At 73.4% G+C, this 23,152-nt stretch carries 19 protein-coding genes; 7 read left to right on the top strand and 12 right to left on the bottom strand.

Features of this window, described 5'->3' with window-relative positions; genetic code table 11:
- Window positions 1–54: 54 nt before the first annotated feature.
- Together C1703_RS37610 and C1703_RS37605 are read right to left on the bottom strand one after the other, a co-directional pair.
- Complete coding sequence (locus C1703_RS37610; RefSeq protein ID WP_114257024.1) at window positions 55–432, bottom strand: toxin Doc; 378 nt, start codon at window positions 430–432, stop codon at window positions 55–57.
- Between the two features lie 3 nt (window positions 433–435).
- Entirely contained in the window at window positions 436–681 is a 246-nt protein-coding gene (locus C1703_RS37605; protein ID WP_094056765.1) for a hypothetical protein, read from the bottom strand.
- Between the two features lie 187 nt (window positions 682–868).
- Between C1703_RS37605 and C1703_RS37600 the strand changes: the two genes are divergently transcribed.
- Together C1703_RS37600 and C1703_RS37595 are read left to right on the top strand one after the other, a co-directional pair.
- A complete protein-coding gene (locus tag C1703_RS37600) occupies window positions 869–1,801 on the top strand; it encodes a sigma-70 family RNA polymerase sigma factor (RefSeq protein ID WP_114257023.1) in 933 nt (310 codons plus the stop codon).
- Entirely contained in the window at window positions 1,798–3,315 is a 1,518-nt protein-coding gene (locus tag C1703_RS37595) for a cytochrome bc complex cytochrome b subunit (RefSeq protein WP_114257022.1), read from the top strand. Before C1703_RS37600 ends, C1703_RS37595 begins: the two co-directional genes overlap by 4 nt.
- Here the strand turns inward: C1703_RS37595 and C1703_RS37590 are convergent.
- The 3 genes from C1703_RS37590 to C1703_RS37580 form a co-directional block, all read right to left on the bottom strand.
- A complete protein-coding gene (locus C1703_RS37590) occupies window positions 3,275–4,066 on the bottom strand; it encodes an alpha/beta hydrolase (RefSeq protein ID WP_114257021.1) in 792 nt (263 codons plus the stop codon). The two genes, C1703_RS37595 and C1703_RS37590, sit on opposite strands and share 41 nt — an antisense overlap.
- Before the next feature lie 76 nt (window positions 4,067–4,142).
- Entirely contained in the window at window positions 4,143–6,386 is a 2,244-nt protein-coding gene (locus C1703_RS37585) for a glycoside hydrolase family 9 protein (RefSeq protein WP_114257020.1), read from the bottom strand.
- A gap of 153 nt (window positions 6,387–6,539) precedes the next feature.
- Window positions 6,540–9,635 (bottom strand): glycoside hydrolase family 2 TIM barrel-domain containing protein, encoded by a 3,096-nt coding sequence (locus C1703_RS37580; RefSeq protein ID WP_114257019.1) that lies wholly within the window; start codon window positions 9,633–9,635, stop codon window positions 6,540–6,542.
- A gap of 256 nt (window positions 9,636–9,891) precedes the next feature.
- Between C1703_RS37580 and C1703_RS37575 the strand changes: the two genes are divergently transcribed.
- Both C1703_RS37575 and C1703_RS37570 read left to right on the top strand, forming a co-directional pair.
- A complete protein-coding gene (locus tag C1703_RS37575) occupies window positions 9,892–12,276 on the top strand; it encodes a SpoIIE family protein phosphatase (protein WP_114257018.1) in 2,385 nt (794 codons plus the stop codon).
- Window positions 12,277–12,426: 150 nt separating this feature from the next.
- Window positions 12,427–13,683 (top strand): arsenic transporter, encoded by a 1,257-nt coding sequence (locus C1703_RS37570; protein WP_114257017.1) that lies wholly within the window; start codon window positions 12,427–12,429, stop codon window positions 13,681–13,683.
- A gap of 12 nt (window positions 13,684–13,695) precedes the next feature.
- Here C1703_RS37570 and C1703_RS37565 read toward each other — a convergent pair whose 3' ends face one another.
- Together C1703_RS37565 and C1703_RS37560 are read right to left on the bottom strand one after the other, a co-directional pair.
- Window positions 13,696–15,771 (bottom strand): ricin-type beta-trefoil lectin domain protein, encoded by a 2,076-nt coding sequence (locus C1703_RS37565; RefSeq protein ID WP_114257016.1) that lies wholly within the window; start codon window positions 15,769–15,771, stop codon window positions 13,696–13,698.
- 239 nt (window positions 15,772–16,010) lie between these two features.
- Window positions 16,011–16,925, bottom strand: coding sequence for a helix-turn-helix domain-containing protein (locus C1703_RS37560; RefSeq protein ID WP_114257015.1), 915 nt, complete (start codon window positions 16,923–16,925; stop codon window positions 16,011–16,013).
- A 63-nt stretch (window positions 16,926–16,988) separates the two neighbouring features.
- Between C1703_RS37560 and C1703_RS37555 the strand changes: the two genes are divergently transcribed.
- On the top strand, window positions 16,989–17,831 hold the full coding sequence (locus tag C1703_RS37555; protein ID WP_114257014.1) for a phytanoyl-CoA dioxygenase family protein: 843 nt from the start codon (window positions 16,989–16,991) through the stop codon (window positions 17,829–17,831).
- An 11-nt stretch (window positions 17,832–17,842) separates the two neighbouring features.
- Here the strand turns inward: C1703_RS37555 and C1703_RS37550 are convergent, their stop codons facing one another.
- Complete coding sequence (locus C1703_RS37550) at window positions 17,843–18,811, bottom strand: aldo/keto reductase (protein ID WP_114257013.1); 969 nt, start codon at window positions 18,809–18,811, stop codon at window positions 17,843–17,845.
- 213 nt (window positions 18,812–19,024) lie between these two features.
- Between C1703_RS37550 and C1703_RS37545 the strand changes: the two genes are divergently transcribed.
- The gene (locus C1703_RS37545; protein WP_114257012.1) at window positions 19,025–19,900 is read left to right on the top strand and encodes a hypothetical protein; all 876 of its coding nucleotides are present in this window, start codon (window positions 19,025–19,027) and stop codon (window positions 19,898–19,900) included.
- Between the two features lie 35 nt (window positions 19,901–19,935).
- On the opposite strand, the gene C1703_RS37540 is transcribed toward C1703_RS37545, so the two are convergent.
- Window positions 19,936–20,475: a flavoprotein gene (locus C1703_RS37540; RefSeq protein WP_114257011.1), complete on the bottom strand. Its 540-nt coding sequence runs from the start codon at window positions 20,473–20,475 to the stop codon at window positions 19,936–19,938.
- 27 nt (window positions 20,476–20,502) lie between these two features.
- Entirely contained in the window at window positions 20,503–20,961 is a 459-nt protein-coding gene (locus tag C1703_RS37535; RefSeq protein ID WP_114257010.1) for a nuclear transport factor 2 family protein, read from the bottom strand.
- Window positions 20,962–21,057: 96 nt separating this feature from the next.
- Here C1703_RS37535 and C1703_RS37530 point away from each other — a divergent pair, with 96 nt between their 5' ends.
- Entirely contained in the window at window positions 21,058–21,609 is a 552-nt protein-coding gene (locus tag C1703_RS37530; RefSeq protein ID WP_114257009.1) for a TetR/AcrR family transcriptional regulator, read from the top strand.
- A 9-nt stretch (window positions 21,610–21,618) separates the two neighbouring features.
- On the opposite strand, the gene C1703_RS37525 is transcribed toward C1703_RS37530, so the two are convergent.
- Window positions 21,619–21,819, bottom strand: a complete 201-nt coding sequence (locus C1703_RS37525) for a ferredoxin (RefSeq protein ID WP_114257008.1) — start codon at window positions 21,817–21,819, stop codon at window positions 21,619–21,621.
- 12 nt (window positions 21,820–21,831) lie between these two features.
- Entirely contained in the window at window positions 21,832–23,037 is a 1,206-nt protein-coding gene (locus C1703_RS37520) for a cytochrome P450 (protein WP_114257007.1), read from the bottom strand.
- Window positions 23,038–23,152: the final 115 nt, after the last annotated feature.

The raw sequence follows: 23,152 nt of genomic DNA, 5'->3' as shown, positions 1-23,152 counted from the left end.
CGCACGCTCCGGCGCAGTCCACTGGGTACGGCCCTCGGCCGGCGGCGCCTCCGCTCAGATCTGCCAGGAGCGCAGCCGGTCCGCCGCGCCGTAGACGTCGGTCGTGCCGGACATCAGGTCGCGGGCGAGGTCGACGAGGGCGCCGTAGGGCGGGTCGATGCCGACGCCGCTGACGAACATGTACGCCACGGCGGCCGAGCAGGCGAAGCGGGCGTTGGCCGAGGGCAGCGGCCGGAGCACGGCGAGGGTGTGCAGCAGCGCGGCCGCCCGCCAGGCCGGGTCGGAGTTCACCCCGAGGCGCGGCGGGTCGACCCGGTGCCGGGCGACGGCGGCGACCAGCGCGGAGAAGTCGTTGATCGTCGGCTGGTCCGGCAGGACCTCTTCGTGGCGCTGGAGCAGCCAGGGCACGTCGATATGGAGGACGGGTGCCATCGGTCAGGCGGCCCGCCCCTCGCCCTTGGTGGGCGGTTCGTCGTCGGGGAAGGCTGCGGCGAACTCGTCGGCGTGGGTCGCGAAGAACCGGCGGAAGGCCTCCGCACCCTCCTGCAGGGCCCGGTGGCGGGCTATGTCGGCCGCGGCCGCCTCGCGCACGAGCGCCTTCATGGACGTACCGCGCTCCTTGGCGATCTGCCGCAGGTCCTCAAGTTCGCGATCGCTGAACTCGACGTTGAGAGCTGGCATGCCTTCACGGTAGCGCCCGGGGTACTGACCCGTAAATAGCCCCAGGTCACGGCAGGTACTGGGAGGTACCACCCAGGCGTCCCGCCCGCTCGGCGGCTGAGATGTGGGTCACATCCGCCGGTGCGATGTCACATTCCGGGGCCCTGTCCGGCTCGCAGTGGTGAGCGCGTACACGGGAGGGCCACGCATGACCGAGATCTCCGCACCCGGCACCGACGCCCCGCTCGACGCGGCGACAGGGGTGTTCGTCGACCATCGCGAGCTGCTGTTCGGCGTCGTCTACAACATGCTCGGCAGTGTCGCCGACACCGAGGACGTCCTGCAGGAGACGTGGCTGTCCTGGACGGCCCGCGGCGGAGGTGCTCCGTCGGCCGGCATCGACAACCCGCGCGCCTATCTCGTCCGGGTGGCGGTCAACCACGCCCTGCGGCGCCGCGCGGTGATCAGCCGACGGCGGGAGACGTACGTGGGGGCGTGGCTGCCCGAGCCGCTGGTCGCCGAGGAGAACGCCGACACCGCCGACGGTCCGGCCCTGCGGAGCGAATCGGTGTCGCTGGCGATGCTGGTGGTCCTGGAGTCGCTGACCCCGCTGGAAAGGGCCGTGTTCGTCCTGGGCGAGGTGTTCGGTTACCCGCACGCCGAGATCGCCGAGATCATCGACCGCTCCCCCGCCGCCGTACGGCAGTTGGCGCGCCGGGCCCGGGAGCATGTGCACGCGCGGCGGCCGCGGTACCAGGCGCATCCGCGGGTGCGGCGGGAGGCGACCGAGCGGTTCGTGCGGGCGGCGCTGGGCGGCGACATCGCCGCGCTGATGGAGATCCTCGCGCCGGACGTGACGGCGTGGACGGACGCCGGCGGCAAGCGCCGGCCGGCGAGCCTGCGTCCGGTGCACGGCCGGGACAAGGTGACGCGCCTGCTCACGTCCGGGCGGGGCGGCCCGCGCAACCCCGTGTTCCGCTACCGGCGGGTCAACGGCGACGACGCGGCGGTGCTGTTCGACGGCGACGCGCCGTACGCCGTCCTGGTCCTGGACCTCACGCCGGAGGGCGACCGGGTGCGCGGCATCTACGTGGTGGCCAACCCGGACAAGCTCACCCGTGTGCCCAAGGAGGCGGCGTGAGCGCCGGACGCGGCGAGCGCCTCGCCGACTGGTTCGACGGCCGGCTCGGCACCCACACGCTCGGCCGGAAGTACCTGCGCAAGGTGTTCCCGGACCACTGGTCCTTCCTGCTCGGCGAGATATGCCTGTACAGCTTCGTGGTGCTGGTGCTCACCGGCGTGTATCTGACGCTGTTCTTCCACCCGTCGATGAACGAGGTGGTGTACGACGGGAGTTACACGCCGCTGAACGGCGTGCGCATGTCCGAGGCGTACGCCTCCACGCTGGACATCAGCTTCGACGTGCGCGGCGGGCTGCTGATCCGGCAGCTGCACCACTGGGCGGCGCTGGTCTTCGTCGCCGGGATGCTGACGCACATGATGCGGCACTTCTTCACGGGCTCGTTCCGCAAGCCGCGGGAGGTCAACTGGCTGTTCGGCTGGCTGCTGCTGTTCCTCGGCCTGTTCGAGGGGCTGTTCGGCTACTCGCTCCCCGACGACCTGCTGTCGGGCACGGGCCTGAGGTTCGTGCACGGCGCGCTGCTGTCGGTGCCGATCGTGGGGACGTACCTGGCGATGTTCCTGTTCGGCGGCGAGTTCCCGGGCGACGACATCGTGGCCCGCTTCTACGCGCTGCACGTGCTGCTGATCCCCGGGGTGATGGCGGCGCTGATCGTGCTCCACCTGCTGCTCGTCGTGTACCACAAGCACACCCAGTTCGCGGGGCCCGGCCGCACCGAACGCAATGTGGTGGGGGCGCCCTTCATGCCGGTGTACCTGGCGAAGGCGGGCGGCTTCTTCTTCCTGGTGTCCGGGGTGCTGGCGCTGATGGCGGCGGTGGCGACGATCAACCCGGTCTGGTCGTACGGCCCCTACCGCGCCGACCAGGTGTCGACGGGCGCCCAGCCCGACTGGTACCTCGGGTTCGCCGAGGGCCTGGTGCGGATCATGCCCGGCTGGGAGATCACGCTGTGGGGGCACACGCTGGTGCCGGGCGTGCTGATCCCGATCGTGGTGTTCCCGCTGCTGCTGGTGTTCATCGGCGTGTACCCGTTCCTGGAGGCCCGGTTCACCGGGGACCGGCACGAGCACCATCTGCTGGACCGGCCGCGCGACCGCCCGGTCCGCACGGCGATCGGAGCGGCCTGGATCAGCCTCTACCTGGTGCTGCTGGCGGGTGGCGGCAACGACATCGTGGCGACCCGCTTCCACCTGTCGATCAACACGGTGACGTGGGCGGTGCGGATCGGGATGTTCGTCGTCCCGGCGACGGTCTTCGTCGTCACCCGGCGGATCTGCCTGGGGTTGCGGGAGCGCGACCGGGAGCTGGTGGCGCACGGCCGTCCCACCGGTGTGATCAAGCGGCTGCCGCACGGCGCGTACGTCGAGGTGCACGAGCCGCTGGACCCGGCCCGGCTGCACACCCTGACCGCCCACGAGCGGCCCGGGGAACCCGTCGGGCACGGGCCGTCGCGCCGGGCCGTGGCCGGGCCGCTCAGGAGTGGGCGCGGCAGAACTCCCGGACGGTCCGGTTGAAGGCGTCCGGGGCCTCCATGTTGCTGAGGTGCCCGACGCCCGGGAGCACGACCAGCGTGGCCTCCGGGATCGCCGCGAGGAACCGGTGCGCGACGGGTTCCACCGGGGAGCGCGCGTCCAGCTCGCCCCAGAGCAGGAGGGCCGGCACCTCGATCGCGGGCAGCAGGTCGCGCTGGTCGGTCCCGGCCATGATGGTGAGTTCGGTGCGGATGGTCCGGGCGCGGGTGTCGGCCGACATCACGGACAGCAGCCGCACGGCGTCGGCGGGTGGCTCGGCGGCGAACAGGCCCGGCATGGTCGGCGCGAACTCCTCGGCCGGGACCGCCAGCATCCGCTCCGCCCCCGCGACCCGCTGCCGTACCTCCGCCGGGGGCAGCGAGCCCTTCCAGCCGGCGTAGGTGTCGACGAGGAGCAGCGTGCGGACGAGCTCGGGGTGGTTCCGGTAGAGCTCCAGGACGACGGTCCCGCCCCAGGACAGGCCCAGGACATGGGCCGGGCCGAGACCGGCGTCCTCGATGACCGCGGCGAGGCAGCGGGCGTAGTCGGCCAGGACGAAGGAGGGCGGGACGTCGGAGGAGCGGCCGGCGCCCGGTTCGTCCCAGGCGATCACGGTGAACTCGTCGGCGAGGTCCGCCAGCTGCGGACGGAACACGCGGGCGTCGGTCGTCGCGGCGTGCGCGAGCACGAGGGGCGGGCCCCGGCCCACCCGGTCGTACGCGACCTCGATGCCGTCGACCCGCACCGCTGGCATGACACCAGGCTACGCGCGGGTGCCGGGGGCGTCCTGTCGGCGGACTCCCCCGGCACGCGGCGGTGCCGTACCGGCCCTATCCCTGGTCCGCCACGAAGGAGGCCATGCGGGTCAGGGCGGCGTTCCAGTTGATCGTGTGCTCGTTGGTCGACCAGGACTGGATGTCGTCGATGTAGCAGAACTGGCCGACGCAGCCCTGGAGTTTGCTCTGTGCGTAGGGGTCCTGGATGCTCGAGTTCGGCCCGCCGGCGAGGGTGCCCTTCGGCGGGTTGGGCTGGGCGGGGTCGAGCTGGCGGGCGTACCAGCGGCTGTGCTGGTTCTGCGCGCTGACCTCGCCGTAGCCGGTGACGTAGGAGATGTTCAGCGCGTTGCGGCCGAGGATGTAGTCCATGCTCTGGAGTGCGCCGTCCCGGTACTTCGAGGCGCCGGTGATGTCGTACGCGGTGGCGAGGACGACGGCGTTGTTGAGGATCTGGTGGCTGGAGCCCCAGTCGTACTTGTTGCCGTCCGGCGCGTACGGCATGCCGTAGGGGTGGGCCTTCAGGGTGGCCAGGTAGCGGTCGGCGCCCTGGACGACGGACCGGCGGACCTTGTCGCGGCCGGGCAGCTTGTTCGGCACCGTGGCGAGGTCGAGGCGCCCCGCCGCCCCGGTGCGGGCCCAGTCGAAGCCGATCGGCTTGAAGAGGTCCGCCGTGTGGACCGGTGACTTCAGGACGTGGTCCTGGAACTGCTTCTCGCCGGTGGAGAGGTACAGCTCGGCCGCCGCCCAGTAGAAGTCGTCGGTGACGTCGCTGTCGGGGTAGGCGCCGCCGCCGACGCCGTCGCTCTCGGAGGCGTAGCGGTCGGGGTGGGCGAGCGCCGCCGACCAGGCCGTGCGGGCGGCGGCCAGTGCCTTGGCGGCGAAGGCCTTGTCGTAGGGCCGGTAGAGGCGGGCCGCCTGCGCGGCCGTGGCGGCCAGGTTCAGGGTCGCGGCCGTGGACGGCGGGTGCAGCTCGCGCTTCTGCGGGTCGTCATGGGGCATCAGCGGCAGCCCGGTCCACTGCTCGTCGTGCATCTTGTGGTGGGCCATGCCGGCCAGCGGCTTGCCGTCGGGCACCTGCATCTTCAGCAGGAACTCCAGCTCCCAGCGGGCCTCGTCGAGGAGGTCCGGCACCTTGTTGCCGCTCTCCGGGATGGCGAGGGTGCCGTCGCCGAGCTTGCCGGCGTCGCCGGTGCGGGCGTGCAGGGCGCGTTCGTAGGTGCTGAGCACCTCCCAGACGGAGATGCCGCCGTTGACGACGTACTTGCCGTGGTCGCCGGCGTCGTACCAGCCGCCGCTCACGTCGAGCGCGTAGTCGCAGACGCCGGGCTGGCACGGCACGTTCGTGTCGCCCTGGTTGGGTGCCACGCCCACGTGCCCGGCCTTGCGGCCGTAGCCGGGCCGCAGGTCCTCGCGTATCGCGATGCCGCTGCGCTGGGTGTAGTAGTACTTCGCCGAGTCCAGCCGGAGCCGCTCGTAGGCGCTCGCGTCGATGTCGAAGGGGCGGCTGGTCTCGCCGTCGGCGACGAGCGTGAAGCCGGTGCCCTTCGCCCTGTAGGCGCCGAAGTCGATCGAGTGGACGTTCTGCCCGGAGGAGGCGTCGACACCGCGCGGCACGGTCGTGCCCCGGGCGACGACCGTCCCGCGGGAGTTCTTCAGCTCCCAGGGCAGCTTCGCCGTGGCGTCGGTGACCAGGGTGGCGTTCTTCGGCCCGGCGGGCAGGTACGCGACCTGGTTGACCCGGACCCGGGGCCCGGTGTCGGGCTCGTAGGGCTCCGGCTTCACCCCGCCCAGCAGGGAGACGTCGTCCATGCAGAAGCGCCAGGCGTCCGCGCTGCCGCCGAGCTGGAAGCCGACCTGGCCCTGGGCGGTGTCGACGGGCGAGGTGAAGGTGTACGAGTAGGTGTCGCCGGAGACGCTGAGCTGCGGCGTCACCTCGTGGTAGGTGTCGTACGGGGCCACCGACAGGCCCACGATCGCCCGTACCGCGTGCCCGGCGGGGGTGCCGGTCGCGCTGAAGGAGAAGCGGTACGTCTGCCCCTTCACGAGGGTGATGTCGTTCTGCCCGACGGCGGCGTCCCAGCGGTTGGTGGTGCCGCCGGGGACGTCGGCGCAGAGCCGGCCGTCGGACAGTCCGGCGGTGACGTTGCTGGTCGTCCACCAGGGGTCGGTGGTGGAGTCGAAGGTGCCGTTCCTGACCTGTTCGACCTCCTCGGCCCCGGCCGGTGCGGAGGGCAGCGCGGTGAGCGCGGTCGCCAGCAGGGCGGTGAGGGACAACAGGGCGGTTCTGCGTCGTTTCACGTCTGGGCTCCTCTGGGGAGGTGCGGGTGGCGCTCGGGATGGGAGCGCTCCCAGATGCGGACGCAGGCCATGGTTGTGGCTGTTGTGACACGCCGTCAACGGTCCGGACAGGACTGGCCGTTCGCCGCCGGTCCGGACCGTCGGGGTCCGGGCTCAGGCGGCCGGGGTCTCCAGCCGGCTGATGCGGATCGCGCCCCGGGCCTCGTCGGGGTGGCGGCTCGTCAGGGTGAGCCGGACGCGGGAGCCGCGCAGGGGCGCGAAGGTGATCACGGTCGGGGCGCCGGAGGCGGTGGCCCAGTCGATCGCGGTGTCCCGGGCGGCCCGCCAGGCACGGCCGTCCCACACCGCCACCTCGATCGAGGCGGGCAGGCTGTGCGTGGCGTCCACGGTGAAGGAGACGTCGACCCGGTCGAAACCGCGCGTGCGTCCGAAGTCGACCGAGACCCAGTCCTCCGTACGCGCCCCGTCGAAGGCGGGCAGCAGGGCCGTGGCCTGCTTGAAGAAGCCGTTGGACCAGCCGGTGGCCGGGTCGCCGTCGAGCATGGCGGCGGGCAGGGTGTCCGGACGGCCCGAGAAACTGGCGTCGGCGTGCGGGTAGGTGACGGGCGCGGGGTGCTCCGGCTCGAACACCGGCGGGTCGGTCTCGGCCCGGTCGCGGGCCGGTGTGGCGCGCACGGACGCCGTGCCGGTGCGCAGGCCGTCGGCCCGGGCCGTCACCGTCACCCGGCCCGTCCTGGTGCCGGAGCGGACGATGGCGAGGGCCTTGCCGTGGAAGGCGGTGCGGGTGCTCGCCTGGTAGCGCTCGGCGCTCTCCTGGCGGCCGTTGTCGAGCCCGGCGAGGGAGCCGTTCGCCACGTCGAAGGAGATCAGGTGCTCGGCGTCGGGCACCACGACACCGCGCCGGTCGACGACCTCGGCGGTCACGAAGACCAGGGAACGGCCGTCGGCGGCGAGGGACGTGCGGTCCGGGGTCAGGCGTATCGCGTGCGGGGCGCCGGCGGTGCGCAGCACGTCGGTGGCGACCACCCGGCCGTTCCGCCGCGCGACGGCCTTCAGCTCGCCCGGCGCGTAGGGCACCTTCCAGGTCAGGTGGAGCTTGCCGGCGCTGCCGTTCGGGCTGGTGTAGCTGCCCGGGTAGGGGCCGTCGGTGAAGGTCTTGTCGTCCCCGGTCGCCTCGGTCGTCTCCAGGTACACGCGGCCGTCGACGGTCTTCTTCGTGTCGAACCGCCGCACTCCCAGGGACTTCCCGTTGAGGTACAGCTCGACGGTGTCGACGTTCGCGTACGCCCACACCTCGACGGTGTCGCCCTCGGCGTGGTTCCAGGTCATCGGCAGCAGGTGGACCATCGGCTCGTCGACCCACTGGCTCCGGAACAGGTAGTACATGTCCTTCGGGAAGCCGGCCGTGTCGACCGCGCCGAAGAAGGACGCCTTGACCGGGAAGACGTCGTACGGGGTGGGCTCGCCGAGGTAGTCGATGCCCGACCAGAGGAACTGCCCGGCGAACCACTTGCGGTCCCGGTCCTTCTTGTGGCCGTACTCGCCGCTCATGGTCCAGGAGGCGAGGTTGTTGTCGTACGACGAGGTCGCCCGCTTGCCCGGCGTGTGGTTCTCGCCGGTGTTGAGGTGTTCGGGCTCCTGGTACGCGCCGCGCGTCGAGGTCTCCGACGACGACTCGGACTCGAAGAGGAACAGGTGCGGGTAGGCCGCGTGCAGCTGGTCCACCGACCTGGCGGTGTTGTAGTTGAGGCCGAGCCCGTCCAGCTTGGCGAGCATCAGGTCCGCGGCGGAGCCCTTCGCGGGCATGCGGCGGTACTTGTCGGAGCCGATGACCAGCGGTCGGGTGTCGTCGGCCGCCTTGATCGCGGCGATGATCCGGTCGGCCATGGCGAGGCCGGCGGTGGAGGTGGAGTCGGGGACCTCGTTGCCGATGGACCACATCAGCACCGCGGGCGAGTTGCGGGCCGCGAGCACCATCTCGGTGGCGTCCTTCTCGCCCCACTCGTCGAAGAACCGGCCGTAGTCGTACCGGTTCTTGCCGGTGCGCCAGCAGTCGAACGCCTCCACCAGCATGATGACGCCCAGTTCCTCGCAGACCTGGATCACCTCGGGGGCGGGCGGGTTGTGGGCGGTGCGCAGGGCGTTGACGCCCATGGACCGCATGATCTCCAGCTGGCGGCGGACCGCGTCGAGGCTCACGGCGGCGCCGAGGGCGCCCAGGTCGTGGTGGAGGTCGACGCCCTTGATTTTGTGGTGGCGGCCGTTGAGGAAGAAGCCCTCGTCCGGGTCGAAGCGGAAGGTGCGGATCCCGAAGACCGTGCGGTAGGTGTCGGTGGTCCGGCCGCCGGTGCGCAGCTCGGTGTGCAGGGTGTAGCGGTGCGGGGAGTCGATGTCCCACAGCTCGGGGCGCGGAACCGTGAGCTGGTGGGTCTCGGAGTGCGCGCCGCTGACGGCGGCCGTGGAGGAGGCGCGGGCGACCGTCCGGCCCTCGGGGTCGACGATGCGGGAGACGACCTCGACGTGCGCGCCGGTGCCCGACGCGTCGACGACCGAGGTGGCGACCCGTACGACGGCCCGCTCGCGGGAGACCTCGGGCGTGGTGACGCGGGTGCCCCAGCGGGCCACGTGCACCGGCTCGGTGATCACCAGGCGGGCCTCGCGGTAGATGCCGCTGCCCGAGTACCAGCGGCTGCTGGGCAGGCGGTTCTGGACCTTGACGGCGAGCACGTTCTCGGTGGTGCCGTCGGTGTGCACCAGGTCCGTGAGGTCGAGGGCGAAGCCGGTGTAGCCGTAGGGGTGGCGGCCGGCCTCCTTGCCGTTGCAGTGGACGACGGAGTCCATGTAGACGCCGTCGAACTCCACCGAGATCCGCTTCCCGGCGAGGGCGCGCGGCAGGGTGAAGGCGAGGCGGTACCAGCCGAGGCCGCCCGGGAGGAAGCCGGTGCCGCTGGTCGTGCCGTGCTCGGTGGTGGGGGCCTGCTCGATGCTCCAGTCGTGCGGGACGGCGATCTCACGCCACCCGGAGTCGTCGTACCCGGGCAGGGCGGCGTCGGCGTAGGCACCGGTCGGGTCGGTGATGCCGCCCGGGTCGACCAGCGCGAAGCGCCAGCCGTCGCGCAGCGCGACGGTGCGGCGGCCGGACGCGCCGCGCGCCTCCTCGGCGGCCCACGCCTCCGGCGCGCCCAGCAGCGCTCCGGCCGCGGGCGCGGCCGCGGAGGCGAGCAGGACCGATCTGCGCGTGACCGACATGGCGGTTCTCCCTCATGAGGACCCAGAAGTAATCACAACCCACCGTGAACAAACAGATTCTGTCGATGCGTCACATGGGGCCGTCAAGAGTGCGGAGGCCGCCTTCTGCCCCGGAGGTCACATCGGCCGGATGTCCACCCCGGCCCCCGGGGCCGGGCGGCCCGGGGGTTACCGGTCCACACCGGGCGTCCACGGACTAGTCTGGAACTCAAGTGACCTCCCTGTTCACTGTGAGTGTCCGTATGGAGTGGCGACGATGAGCCCGGACGAGCCGTTCGACGATGGCGTGGCCGCCCGTGCCGTCATCGCCGCCGACGGCACGCTCACCGAGTGGAGCGAGGGCGCCCGCGCCCTGCTGGGCCACACGGCCCCCGAGGTCGTGGGCCGCCCGGCGGCCGAGCTGCTGGCCGACGGCGCGGACGTGCCGCCCGTGCCCCTGAACTCCCGCTGGAGCGGCACCCTCGCGCTGCGGCACCGCGACGGCCACACGGTGCCCGTGTGGGTGCTCGCCCACCGCAGACCGCCGGACGGCCCCGAGACGACCGACTGGCTCGCCGTGTCCCCGCCGCGGGCGCCCGACCGGGAGCTGCCGGAGGACCCCCTGGTGCGGGCGGCCCTCACGCAGTCGCCCTGCGCCACGATGATCTTCGACGACCGGTTCCGGCTGCGCGGCGTCAACGACGCCATGGCGGACCTCGTGGGGCTGCCGGCCGACCGCCTGCTGGGTCTGCGGCCCACCGACATCGGCAGCCGCCCGCAGAACGGGGAGCTGGAGGAGTATCTGCGCCGGGTGCTGAGCACGGGCCGGCGGCAGGAGATGCAGACGTACATGAAGGCCAGCGGCGAGAGCCGGGGCGCGCACGCCTGGCTGGCCCGGCTGGCTCCCCTCACCGACGGCACCGGTCAGGTGCGGGGCGTGTGCGTGACCGCCCACGACTTCACCGACCAGTACCGGTCGCGGGAGCGGCTGCAACTGGTCAACGAGGCGAGCGTGCGCATCGGCACCACCCTCGACGTCACCCGGACGGCGCAGGAGCTGGCGGACGTGTGCGTCCCGGCACTCGCCGACTTCGTCAGTGTCGACCTGCTCGACCCGCGGGAGCACGGCGGCGAGTTGGCGGGGCCGCCCGCGCCGCCCGTGAGCCTGCGCCGGGCCGCCCACCAGTCGGTCAACCAGGGCAGCCCCGAGGCCGTCGCCAAGCCGGGCCAGGTGGACGTCTACCCGGAGACCTCCCCGCAGGCCGCCTCGCTGGTCGCGGGTCACACGGTGGTGGCCTCGGGCTCGTCCGCCGAGCTGGAGCGGTGGCTCGCCTGGGACCCGGTCCGCTTCCGGCGGGTCCAGGAGTACGGCGTCCACTCGACGATGTCCGTGCCGCTCCAGGCCAGGGGCACGACCCTCGGGGTCGCCGTCTTCACCCGCTTCCGGCGCCCGGAGCCCTTCACGGACGACGACGTCCTGCTGGCCGAGGAGGTCACGGCCCGGGCCGCCGTCTGCATCGACAACGCGCGCCGCTACTCCCGCGAGCGCGAGACGACCCTCACGCTGCAGCGCAGCCTGCTGCCCCGGGTGCTGCCGCGCACCGCGGCCGTGGAGGCGGCCTCCCGCTATCTGCCCGCCACCCGCTCCGGCGTGGGCGGCGACTGGTTCGACGTGATCCCGCTGTCCGGGATGCGGGTCGCCATGGTCGTCGGGGACGTCGTCGGCCACGGCATCCAGGCCTCGGCCACCATGGGCCGGCTGCGCACCGCCGTGCGCACCCTCGCCGACATCGACCTGGCCCCCGACGAGCTGCTCACCCACCTCGACGACCTGGTCGTGCGGCTGTCCCAGGAGTCCGGCGGCGACGCGGGCACCGGAGAGGTGGGTGCGACCTGCCTGTACGCGGTGTACGACCCGGTGTCGCGGCGCTGCACCCTGGCCCGCGCCGGGCACCCGCCGCCCCTGCTCGTCCCGCCCGGCGGCCCGGCCCGGCAGCTCGACCTGCCCTCGGGCCCGCCGCTGGGGGTCGGGGGGCTGCCGTTCGAGTCGGCCGAGGTGGAGCTGCGGGAGGGCAGCGTCCTGTCGTTCCACACGGACGGGCTGCTCGCCCACCACGAGCGGGACGGCGAGGCGGGCCACCGGATGCTCCGCGAGGCGCTGTCGGCCCCCGCCGACTCGCTGGACGAGACCTGCGACCGTGTCCTGCACGCCCTGCTCCCGCCGGGCGGCTCCGCCGACGACGTCGCCCTGCTGCTGGCGCGCACCCGGGGCCTGCCGTCCTCCCAGGTCGCGACGTGGGACATCCCCGCCGACCCGGCGCTGGTCGCGCCCATCCGCAAGCAGGTCGTCGACCAGCTGGAGCGCTGGGGGCTGCTGGAGGCGACGTTCACCGCCGAGCTGGTGGTGAGCGAGCTGGTCACCAACGCCATCCGCTACGGCGCCCCGCCCATCCGGCTCCGGCTGATCCACGACGCGTCCACGCTCATCTGCGAGGTGTCCGACACCAACCACACGGCGCCGCACCTGCGCCGGGCCAAGACCTGGGACGAGGGCGGCCGGGGCCTGCTCCTGGTCGCCCAGCTGACCCAGCGCTGGGGCAGCAGGCACACGGCCGAGGGCAAGACGATCTGGGCCGAGCTGGCGCTGCTCGACGAGGTGTGAGACCGGGTCGCGCCTCCTCGGTGTTCCTTGCGCGGGCGGCGGGCCGTGACGCGGCAGGCCCGGGCGTGGACGGCGGGGCCGTGGCAGCTCTCTTACCGGCGCCTGGTTTCATGGGCGGGCACGGCCTGATCACGTCCCGGAGGACCCGCCCTGAACACCCCGCTCGCCGAAGTCCTGTCCGTGACGCTGCTGGTCGCCGTACTGGTCTGGGCCGTCGCCCGCCCCAAGGGGCTGCCCGAGGCCGTGCTGGCGGTGCCCGCCGCCGGGTTCGCGGTCGCCGTCGGGGTGATCTCCCCGGACCACGCCTGGGAGGAGGTCCAGCGGCTGGCGCCGGTGGTCGGCTTCCTCGCGGCCGTCCTGGTGCTCGCCCACTTCTGCGACGTCGAGGGGCTGTTCTCGGCGTGCGGCGCGTGGATGGCCCGCTGGGCGGCGGGGCGGCCGGGGCGGCTGCTGACCGCGGTGTTCGCGCTGGCCTCCGTCATCACGGCCGTGCTCAGCCTGGACGCCACCGTCGTCCTGCTGACCCCCGTGGTGCTCGCCACCGCGGCCCGGATGGGCGTCGAGGCCCGGCCGCACCTGTACGCGTGCGCCCATCTGTCGAACACCGCCTCGCTGCTGCTGCCCGTCTCCAACCTGACGAACCTGCTGGCGTTCACGGCCAGCGGGCTGAGCTTCACCAGGTTCGCGGCGCTGATGGCGCTGCCCTGGCTGGTGGCCATCGGCGCCGAGTACCTGGTGTTCCGGCGGTTCTTCGACCGGGAACTGGCGGCCCCGCTCCCCTCCCCCGACTCCTCCCGGCCGCCCGAGCTGCCGCTGTTCGCACTGATCACCGTGGGGTGCACGCTCGCCGGGTTCGTCGTGGCCTCCGCCCTCGGCATCGCCCCGGCGTGGGCCGCCCTGGCCGGTGCGGTGACGCTGGCCGGGCGGGCGCTGCTGCGGCGGCGGGCCACCCCGCTGGCGGTGGTGCGGTCGGCGGCCCCGGCGTTCCTGGCGTTCGTGCTCGCGCTCGGCGTCGTCGTGCGCGCGGTCGTCGACCACGGGCTCGCCGACGCGCTCCACCGCGTGCTGCCCGACGGGGCGGGCCTGCCCGCGCTGCTGGGCGTGGCCGCGCTGGCCGCCGTCCTGGCGAACCTCATCAACAACCTGCCCGCGGTGCTGGTGCTGCTGCCGCTGACCGCCGGGGCCGGTCCGGGTGCCGTGCTGGCGGTGCTGCTCGGCGTGAACATCGGTCCCAACCTGACCTACGCCGGATCCCTGGCGACCCTGCTGTGGCGGCGGATCGCACAGCAGCACGGGCACCGCGTCGGCCTCGGGGAGTTCACCCGGCTCGGGCTGCTCGCGGTGCCGGCCGCGCTGGTGCCGGCCGTGGTGGCGCTGTGGCTGTCCCTGCGCGTCGTCGGCGGCTGAGCGGGCGCCGGGTCAGCGGCGGCCGCCTCCGCCGTAGCCACCGTAGCCGTAACCGCCGTAGCCATAGCCGCCGTATCCGTAACCGGGGTAGCCGTAGCCGGGGTAGCCGTCCTGGCCGTCCGCGTCGCAGGGGTAACCGTAGCGGGAGCACTCCGGGGCGCCGGGCGCCTGGCCGGTCGGTGTCGGCGGAGGTGTCGACGGGGTGGCGGACGGGGTCGGGGCGGGCTCGGGCGTCCTGGACGGGGTGGGGGTGGTGGTCGGGGTGGGCTTCGGGCGCGGGGGCGGCGCGGGGGCGTCCCAGTTGACGGCCTCCATCTGGAGGTCGGTCTTGGAGGTGTCGACGACCCAGCGCTGGGCCTCGTCGTCCGCCCGGGCCTTGAGGACCAGGGCTCCCGAGCCGTCGGTCGCGGCCGGAGCCAGGGCGAGGTCCTGGTCCCAGCGGGGCACCAGGGCGCCCTGGAGGGTGAAGTCGTAGCGGACGTTCCTGGTGTCCGGCTGGGACGCGCCCGTGCAGGGGGCCAGCCGTACGGAGTAGCCGAGGCGGGAGTCGAGGCACAGGTCGGGGGCGGCGCCGTTGCGCAGCAGCCCGTCGGTCTCGTACGTCCACTGCTGGGCGGTGGCGGCGGAGCAGGGGGTGAGCACGGCCTCCGCGTCCTCGACGGCCTTCTTGCCCTCGATACCGACGCACAGGCCCGAGTCGACGTTGTGCAGCCGGCCGCGCAGCGCGCCCTTCTCGGCGTCGCCCGCCCCGGCCCAGGACGAGTCACCGGCCGGCTCGCGCGCGTCGGAGCCGGGTGTCCCGGAGGGCCGGTCCGCGCCCGCCGAGGGGGTGCCGTCACCGGAGTTCCCGGTGGACCACAGGACCAGCGGGAGGACGACCAGGCCGCTGACGGTCAGGACGCCGGCGGTGAGGTTACGGCGCCGGGCGGCACGGCGGGCCGCCTTGTGGGCGGACCGGCTGCGGGCGGTGCGAGGGCCTTCGGCCCGGCGGCCCCGGGGCGCGGCGGCGGGCGGGGTGGAGAGGCTCCCCGGGGCAGGGGCCTGAGCCGCGGTCCCGTCCTGGGCCGCGTCCCTGCCCGGGGCGACCGGGGCCGTGGGCGGCGTGGCCGGGGCGGGCGGGATGCCGTCGGGGCCGGTGAACGATTCGCCGATGGCGCCGGTGAGGGCGACCGGGTCCGGGAAGGCCTCCGGCGCGGCACCGGCCGGTGCGGTACGGGCCTCACCGGCGCGGTCCCCGGGCACGGCGGGCCCGGCGGCCTCACCCGGTCTGTTCTCCGCGTAGTCCCGGCCACCCCAACCCAGCACCGCCTCCGCGAGGGCGACGCCGAGCCCGTCGTTGAACCGGGCGAGCTGGTCGGCGGCGGCGCTGCAGTGCCCGCAGCCCTCGATATGCGCGCGTAGATCCGGGTCGATGCCGACGCCCCCGCGCCGGTACGTCACGTCGAGCAGCCGCAGGTAGCGCCGGCACTCCTCGTCGGGGGCGAGTTCGCGGTGCAGCTGGAGGCACTCCTCGCGCAGCCGGTCGCGGGCCCGGCCCAGTTCGACGCGCGCGCCCTCCTCGTCCAGGCCGAGCAGCCCGGCGGGGGCGGTGAGCGGCTCGGCCTCGACCTCGATGTGCCAGAGCAGGCAGCGGGCGGACTGGGGCAGCCGCTGGAAGGCCCCGGAGAGCAGGCGCCGGTTGTGCGGCGGCAGCAGCCGGGCGGCCGGCCGCTCCCCGTCACCGGCCCCGGTCAGCAGGCCCGGGTGGAGCATGTCGCGCCGGTGGTCGCCGGCCCACTCGGCCGCGATACGCCGGACGGTGACCAGCAGCTGGGGCCGCCACGCGGAGGTCGGGCCGTTCTGGCGCAGGGTCTCGCCGAAGAGGCGGGTGAATGCGGCGGTGGTGAGAATTCCCGCGGAGCGTGAACCGTCGGTGCACAGCCGGGCGTAGGCGAAGCCCGCCTCCCAGTGCCGGTCCAGCAGTTCGCCGACGGGGTGGAGTGCGGGGGTCGCTCCCGTCCACTTCCTCAGCTCGGCGCTCAGCTGCTCGTCCGTCGCACCGGGCCCGCGGGCCGGGGCCGGGGAATTCGACGGGCCTGCGTCTTTCACGGCTGCATTCCTCTCAAGGACATGCGGGAAAAGTCCATACCAAGGGGTATGCGGGCTGGTGGCCTCGCGCATACAGAAGAAAGGTGTGTTGTACGCACACCGACAAGGCACACCTTTGCACAGGTCAACTACAGGGAACAAGGGATCCCACGGTTTCGTGCATTGCGTACGCCGCACCTGCCTTTTGACAAAATGTCAATCAGCGGAGCGAAAGGGATTTCCGTGCTGTCCGCGGGGTTTTAGTGGTGTGTCCGGTACGCGCCGGGCGGTATTCCGTAGCGCTCGCGGAAGACCCGGTTGAAGTGGAACGGACTGGCGAATCCCGAGGCCGCGGCGACGCGTTCCACGGGCAGGTCGGTGCTCTCCAGCAGCCGGGCGGCGTGGCGGAGCCGGGCCTCGCGCAGGGCGCGCATGGGCGACTGGCCGAGCTGCCGGCTGAACAGGTGGGCGAACCGGGACGGCGACAGGGCGACGTCCTCGGCGAGCGAGCGGACGGTGTGCGGTGCGCCGGGGTCGGCGTCGATCAGCTCCCGCGCCCGGCGGATCCGGGGGTCGAGACCGGGCCGGGGCGCCGCGGGCCGGGCCCCCGCGGTGGCGAGGAGGACGATCTCCTCCAGGGCGCACAGGGCCAGTTCGCGGGCCGCGCTGCCGTGCGCGACGGCGACCTGCCCGTCCGGGCCCGTGGGCGCGGGGGGTGTGCCGGTCCCGGTCCAGCGGGCATCGGCGTGCATCCGCCGGAAGGCCGCCTCGACGCGGTCGCGCACTCCGGCCGGCGTGGAGGTGACCACGTACACCCCGTCGCCCCTGTCGTACGGCCGCAGCCAGGCGGCCCACGACGTGCGGGCCTGGCAGTGGGCCCACCAGAAGCGCCAGTGCCGGGCGCCGGGCTCGACCGTGTAGCCGTGCGGGACACCGGGGGCGAGCACCACCAGATCGCCCGCGCCGGCCGGGGCCCGGACGCCGCCCTGCCAGAGCCGTCCGCGGCCCGCCGTGGTCCAGGTGAACAGCCAGCTCGCCGCACCGCGCGGACGGCTGACGCCGTAGCCGGGCGGTTGGTCGAAGTGGCCGAGCACGACCAGGCCGGGCGGCGGTGCGGGGTCCCCGCCGGTCCCGCTGTCAGCAGTGCCGGGCAATCCCACAGCACGCACGGGCATCCTCCTCGACGGCTGGGCGGCCTAGCGTTCTGGACCGAGGCCACCTGACCGAGGAGTGCGTTCATGACAGTCACGGGCAACGGCGCCGCCGGCGCTTCCATCCTGGACCCCGCCGGGCTGCGGCGGTACCGGGAGGGGTTCGAGGAGGACGGTTTCACGGTCGTGCGCGGGCTCTTCGGGGCCGCCGAGATCGGCCGGCTGTGCGAGGAGTTCGCGGCGCTGCGGGCGGCGGGCCCGGTGCCCGGGCACGTCCAGCCGTGTGCCTCCGCCGGGCCCGACGTCGATCCGCTGCACGTCTGGCCGCGGGTGATGCATCCGCACGAGATCAACGACCTCGCGCGCGAGGTCCTGCTGGACGCCCGGCTCCGGTCGGTGCTGGAGGTGCTGCTGGGCGAGGAGGTGCTGGCCGCGCAGAGCATGTTCTACTTCAAGCCGCCGGGTGCCCGGGGGCAGGCGCTGCACCAGGACAACTTCTACCTGCGGGTGGAGCCGGGCACGTGTGTCGCGGCGTGGGTGGCCTGCGATGTGATCGACCGGGAGAACGGCGGGCTGGAGGTCGTGCCCGGCACCCACCGGATGGACCTGTTCTGCCCGGAGCTCGCCGACCCGGACGTGTCCTTCGCGCGGGAGTACGTTCCCCCGCCGCCCGGGCTGGAGCCCGTGCCCGTGGACATGCGGCCGGGGGACGTCCTGTTCTTCAACGGGAGCCTGGTCCACGGGTCGCAGCCGAACCGTTCGCAGGACCGCTTCCGGCGGTCGTTCATCGGGCACTACGTGGGGCGGTCGGCCGAGCGGATCGGGGAGTTCTACCGCACGCTGACGATGAGCGGGGCGAGGGTCGTCCTGCCGGAGAGCGAAGGGGCGGGCCCCTGCGGCACCGAGTTCGCGCAGCAGGGACCCCACTAGTCGCGAGAGCGTCAGTGACCGGCGATGGGGTGGGGCGTGTAGGGCGCCTCGAGTTCCTCGAGTTCCTTCTCGTCGAGGTGCAGTTCGACGGCCGCCACGGCGTCCTCCAGGTGCCGCGGCTTCGACGCGCCGACGATCGGGGACGTCACCGCGTCCTGGTGCAGCAGCCAGGCGAGGGCGACCTGGGCGCGGGGCACGCCCCGCTCACCGGCGATGCGGGTGACCGCCTCGACGATCGCGCGGTCGCCCTCCTGGTACAGCGTGCCGGCGAAGGGGTCGGTGGCGCCGCGCTCGGTCGTGGCGTCCCAGTCGCGGGTGAGGCGGCCGCGGGCGAGCGGGCTCCAGGGCAGCACGCCCACGCCCTGGTCCGCGCAGAGGGGCAGCATCTCGCGCTCCTCCTCGCGGTAGATCAGGTTGTAGTGGTTCTGCATGGAGACGAAGCGGGTCCAGCCGTTCAGCCGGGCGGTGTACTGCATCTTGGAGAACTGCCAGGCGTACATCGAACTCGCCCCGATGTAGCGGACCTTGCCGGCCTTGACGGCGTCGTGCAGGGCCTCCATCGTCTCCTCGACGGGGGTGTGCGGGTCGAAGCGGTGGATCTGGTAGAGGTCGACGTAGTCGGTGCCGAGGCGGGCGAGGCTCCGGTCGAGCTCGGTCATGATCGCCTTGCGGGACAGTCCGCCGCCGTTCGGTCCGGGGCGCATCGGGTAGTACACCTTCGTCGCGAGCACGATCTCGTCGCGGCGCGCGAAGTCCCGCAGGGCCCGGCCGACGATCTCCTCGCTGGTGCCGTCGGAGTACATGTTCGCCGTGTCGAAGAAGGTGACACCCGCTTCGACCGCCTGCCGGATCAGGGGGCGCGAGGCCTCCTCGTCGAGCGTCCACTCGTGCGTGCCGCGGTCGGGCACCCCGTAGGTCATGCACCCCAGACAGATCCGCGAGACGTCCAGGCCCGTCGAACCGAGCTTCACGTACTGCATGGTTGCTGCTCCTGCCTTCGTGAGGGGTTACCAGGGGAGCGTACGTGCTCGTGTGCGCTCGAAGGCGAGTCGAGCCGGTCGGGCTGACGGGCCGTCAGCGTTGCTGCCCCCAGGTGACGGCCCGGCGTGGGAGCGGCGGGGCGGTCCGTCCGCTGCCGCATCCTCGGCGCAGGTGGCCGGTGCCGGGCCGGCCGGTCTCGTACGGGAGGACGCGTGGCGGCACGACGGAGGACGCTCAGGATCCTGACCGGGGCGGCCGCGGTGTCCCTGGCCCTTGCCTCGGCCGGCTGGAGCCGGCCGGTCCCGCCGCGGCCCGAGGTCCGGTCCCCGGCACCGGCCGCGGACGGTCCGGCGACGCTCTGCGCGCCCGCGGGCGTCCTGCGGGGCGAGCGGGGTGAGCGGGCGGCCGTCAGCCTGTGCGTGGGCAGCGGCACCCCGGTGACGGCGGTCTCGGCACCCGCGACCTGCCGCCGCCCCGGAACGTCCGTGCGGTACGCCTGCCTGACCTCCGGCAGCTGGACCGCCGGGCGCGACGGCGTGACCGTCGCCTCCGGGACGCTGCCCGGTTCGCAGCCCTACCCCGGCCCGGGGACCTACGACGTCACCGCCGCCGTGCGCGTCCGCTCCGCGCCCGCCGGTGTGGACCTGCGCGGCACGGTCCGGGCCAGGCTCACCCTGACCGCGCCGAAGCAGCGGCCCACCCACCGCGTGGAGGTCGAGCCGCGGAGCCTGCGCCCCGGGACCACGACCACGCTGACGTACACCGTGTACCGCGACAGCGAGCAGGGCGACGGCAGCGCGCGCTTCGGGCTGATCGGCGAGGAGAGCACGGGAGTGCGGATCAGCACGGCGGACGGCCGGTGCGTCAACCCGCTGATCGGCCGGGCCCCGTCGCGGGACCGGCTGACGCACTCCGTGGACTGCGCTCTCACCGACCTCCAGCCGGGCCGTCCCGCCACCGTGCGCGTCCGGGTCGCACTGGCCTCGGCCTGCTCGACGGTCGTCTCGAAGCTGGGCTACTGGATGCCGCGCGGGCAGGCGCTGTACACCGGCGGCATGGTGGAGGGGCCGACGGTCGGCTGCGACTGACCGTGCCGGAAGGGCCCGTTCGCCGGCCCGGGCGGTCAGCCGCGCTCGATGAGGTCCAGGGCCCGCTCCCACCCGAACTCCGGCCGCTCCCCGTCCGGTCCCGGCTCTCCGGTGTACGGCGCGCCGAACCGTACGCCCATCCCCCGCAGTCGTTCGACGCTGTCGCGGTAGGCGGGGTGGGCGGCCAGCGCGTCGGCCACGCAGGGCAGGACGGCGATCGGCACGCCGAGGCCCGCCGCCTCGCAGAGGGTGCCCAGGGCGAGGGTGTCGGCGATGCCGGCCGCCCATTTGTTGACGGTGTTGAAGGTGGCGGGCGCGACGACCACGGCGTCCGGGGCGGGGAACGGGCGCGGCTCGCCCGGGGTGCGCCAGGCCGACCGGATCGGGCGGCCCGTCTGCGTTTCGACGGCGGCGGTGTCGAAGAAGCCGTTCACGGCGACCGGCGTCGCGATGACCCCGACCTCCCAGTCCCGCTCCTGCGCGGCGGTGATCAGTTTGCTGACGTCCGCGGCGATGCCGGCGGCGCAGACGACGACGTAGAGGAAGGGCTTGCGGGCGGCGGCCTGTTCGGTCATCCGGGAAACCCTAGCGACTCCCGGGGCTCACCGGACGGGGAAGCCGGCTCCGCGTTCCGACTCCGGCCGGGGGCCGTGGATGCGGCGCTCGCGCTCCTCGATCGGCACGTCGTTGATGCTCGCCTCGCGGCGGGCCATCAGGCCGTGCGCGTCGAACTCCCACAGTTCGTTGCCGTAGGAGCGCCACCACTGCCCCTCGGCGTCGCGGCACTCGTACTGGAAGCGGACGGCGATGCGGTTGCCGTCGAAGGCCCACAGGTCCTTGCGCAGCGCGTACTCCCGCTCGCGCGCCCACTTGCGGGTCAGGAACTCGACGATCGCGGCCCGGCCGGTGACGAAGGTGTCGCGGTTGCGCCAGACGGAGTCCTCCGTGTAGGCGAGGGCGACCCGGTGCGGGTCGCGGGTGTTCCAGGCGTCCTCGGCGGCCTGGACCTTGCGCGCGGCACTTTCGCGGGTGAACGGCGGCAGCGGCGGGCGGTCGGTCATGGATCCTCCCGGTCAGCGGCGGTGGAGAACGAGCGTTCTCCAGGGTGGCTGCTACGGTAGGAGAACGCTCGTTCTCGCGTCAAGGAGGAGTCGTTCATGGACCGTGCGGAGGCCCGGGAGCGGGCCCTGGACGCCGCCGAGGAGCTGTTCTACGGGCGGGGCGTGCAGTCGGTCGGCATGGACGACGTCCGCGGCGCGTCCGGGGTCTCGCTCAAGCGGCTCTACCAGCTGTTCCCGGCGAAGGAGCAGTTGGTGGAGGCGTATCTGGAGCGGCGGGACGCGCGCTGGCGCGGGCGGCTGGCCGAGTACGTCGAGCGGCACGGGGAGCCCGAGGAGCGGATCCTGGCCGTGTTCGACTGGCTGGGCGGGTGGTTCGGCGAGCCGGACTTCCGCGGTTGCGCGTGGATCAACGCGTACGGCGAGCTGGGCGCCACGTCCGCGCGGGTGGCCGCGCAGGTGCGGGCGCACAAGCGGGCCTTCCGCGAGTACCTCGACTCCCTCGTCGGGGCGGCGGGGCTGCCCGCCGCGCTGGGCGGGCAGCTGTTCCTGCTGGCCGAGGGCGCGATGGTCACGGCGGGCGTCACCAGGAGCGCCGGGCCCGCCGCCGAGGCGCGCGAGGCGGCCCGGCTGCTCCTGCGCGCCGGATGAGCTACGGCGTCAGCCCACGGTCTCGGAGACGGTGATGGCGCTCACCGGGCAGGCGCGGGCCGCCTCCCGCAGCAGGGGGCTGCCGCCGCCGTCCTCCCGGCCGGGCAGCACGGTGCTGTAGCCGTCGTCGTCCTGGGTGAACACGTCCGGGGCGGTGAGGGCGCACTGGCCCGCGCCGATGCAGACGTCCTTGTCGATGTCGATGCGCATTCCCGAAGCCTCTTACCAGGTCACGGGGAGTTCCAGCATCCCCTGGATCGTGTCGCCCGGTTTGAAGGGGATCTCCTCGGCCGGGGCGGCCAGGCGCAGGCCGGGCAGCCGGTCGAAGAGGCTGCGCAGGGCGATCTCCAGTTCGGCGCGGGCGAGGTTCTGGCCGAGGCACTGGTGGATGCCGAAGCCGAACGCGACGTGGTGACGGGCGGGGCGGTTCCAGTCGAGCGTGTCCGGCTCGGGGTAGACGGTCTCGTCGCGGTTGATGAGGGAGGTCGCGAAGACCACGCCGTCCCCCCTGCGGATCGTCGTGCCGGCCACCTCGATGTCCTCGACGGCGAGGCGCAGCAGGCCGTCCGCGATGGACAGCATCCGCATCAGCTCCTCGACCGCGGTGGGCACCAGCTCCGGGGCGGCGCGCAGCTCGGCGAGCCGCTCGGGGTGCTGGAGCAGCGTGAAGGTGCCGAGCGAGATCATGTTGGCGGTCGTCTCGTGGCCCGCGACCAGCAGGATGAGGGCCATGGCGATGAGGCCCTCGCGGTCGAGCCCGCCGTCGCGCGACTGCCGCTGGACCAGGTCGTCCAGCAGGCCCGGGCCGGGATCGCGCCGCTTGCGGTCGATCAGCTCGCCGAAGTACGCCTCCAGCCGCTCCCGGGCGTCCATCACGTCGGCGGTCTCCGGGCCGCGCAGCAGCCGTCGCGACTGGGTCTCGAAGAAGTCGTGGTCGGCGTACGGGACCCCGAGCAGGGCGCAGATCACCATGGACGGCACAGGCAGCGCGAAGGCGCTCACCAGGTCGGCGGGCGGCCCCTGGGCGATCATCGCGTCGAGGCGTTCGTCCACGATCTGCTGGATGCGCGGCCGCAGTTCGACGGCCCGTTTGAGGGTGAAGTCCCCGACGACCATGCGCCGCTGGGTGCGGTGCTCGGGGTCGTCGACGCCCAGCAGGGCGGTGCGGCGGTTGCGGATCCCGGCGAAGCGCTTGGTGGGGGCGGGGAAGCCGGGGCGGTCGCGGTTGGACGACAGGCGCGGGTCGGCCAGCAGCGCGCGGGCGGTCGCGTGCCCGGTCACGAGCCAGGCCTCGCGGCCGTCGAAGAGGGTGATCCGGGTCAGGGGGCGCTCGGCGCGCAGCGGCTCGTAGCCGGTGGGCGGGTGGAAGGGGCAGGTGCGGCTCTGGGGGAAGGCGACGGGTGCGGCGGGTGCGGTCGTGTCCGTCATGAAGACCTCGCAGACGAAGAGTGCGTCGTGCCGATCTTCATTAGATGCCCCAGGCATCTATGGAGCGACGTGAAGTTCGGCCAGATCGGTGCTGACGTGCAACTTGGCCGAGGAA

The sequence above is a fragment of the Streptomyces sp. Go-475 genome (assembly GCF_003330845.1).
GTDB lineage: Bacteria > Actinomycetota > Actinomycetes > Streptomycetales > Streptomycetaceae > Streptomyces.
Note: the sequence above shows the minus strand (reverse complement) of the source record. Positions and strands in the feature narration are given on the sequence as shown.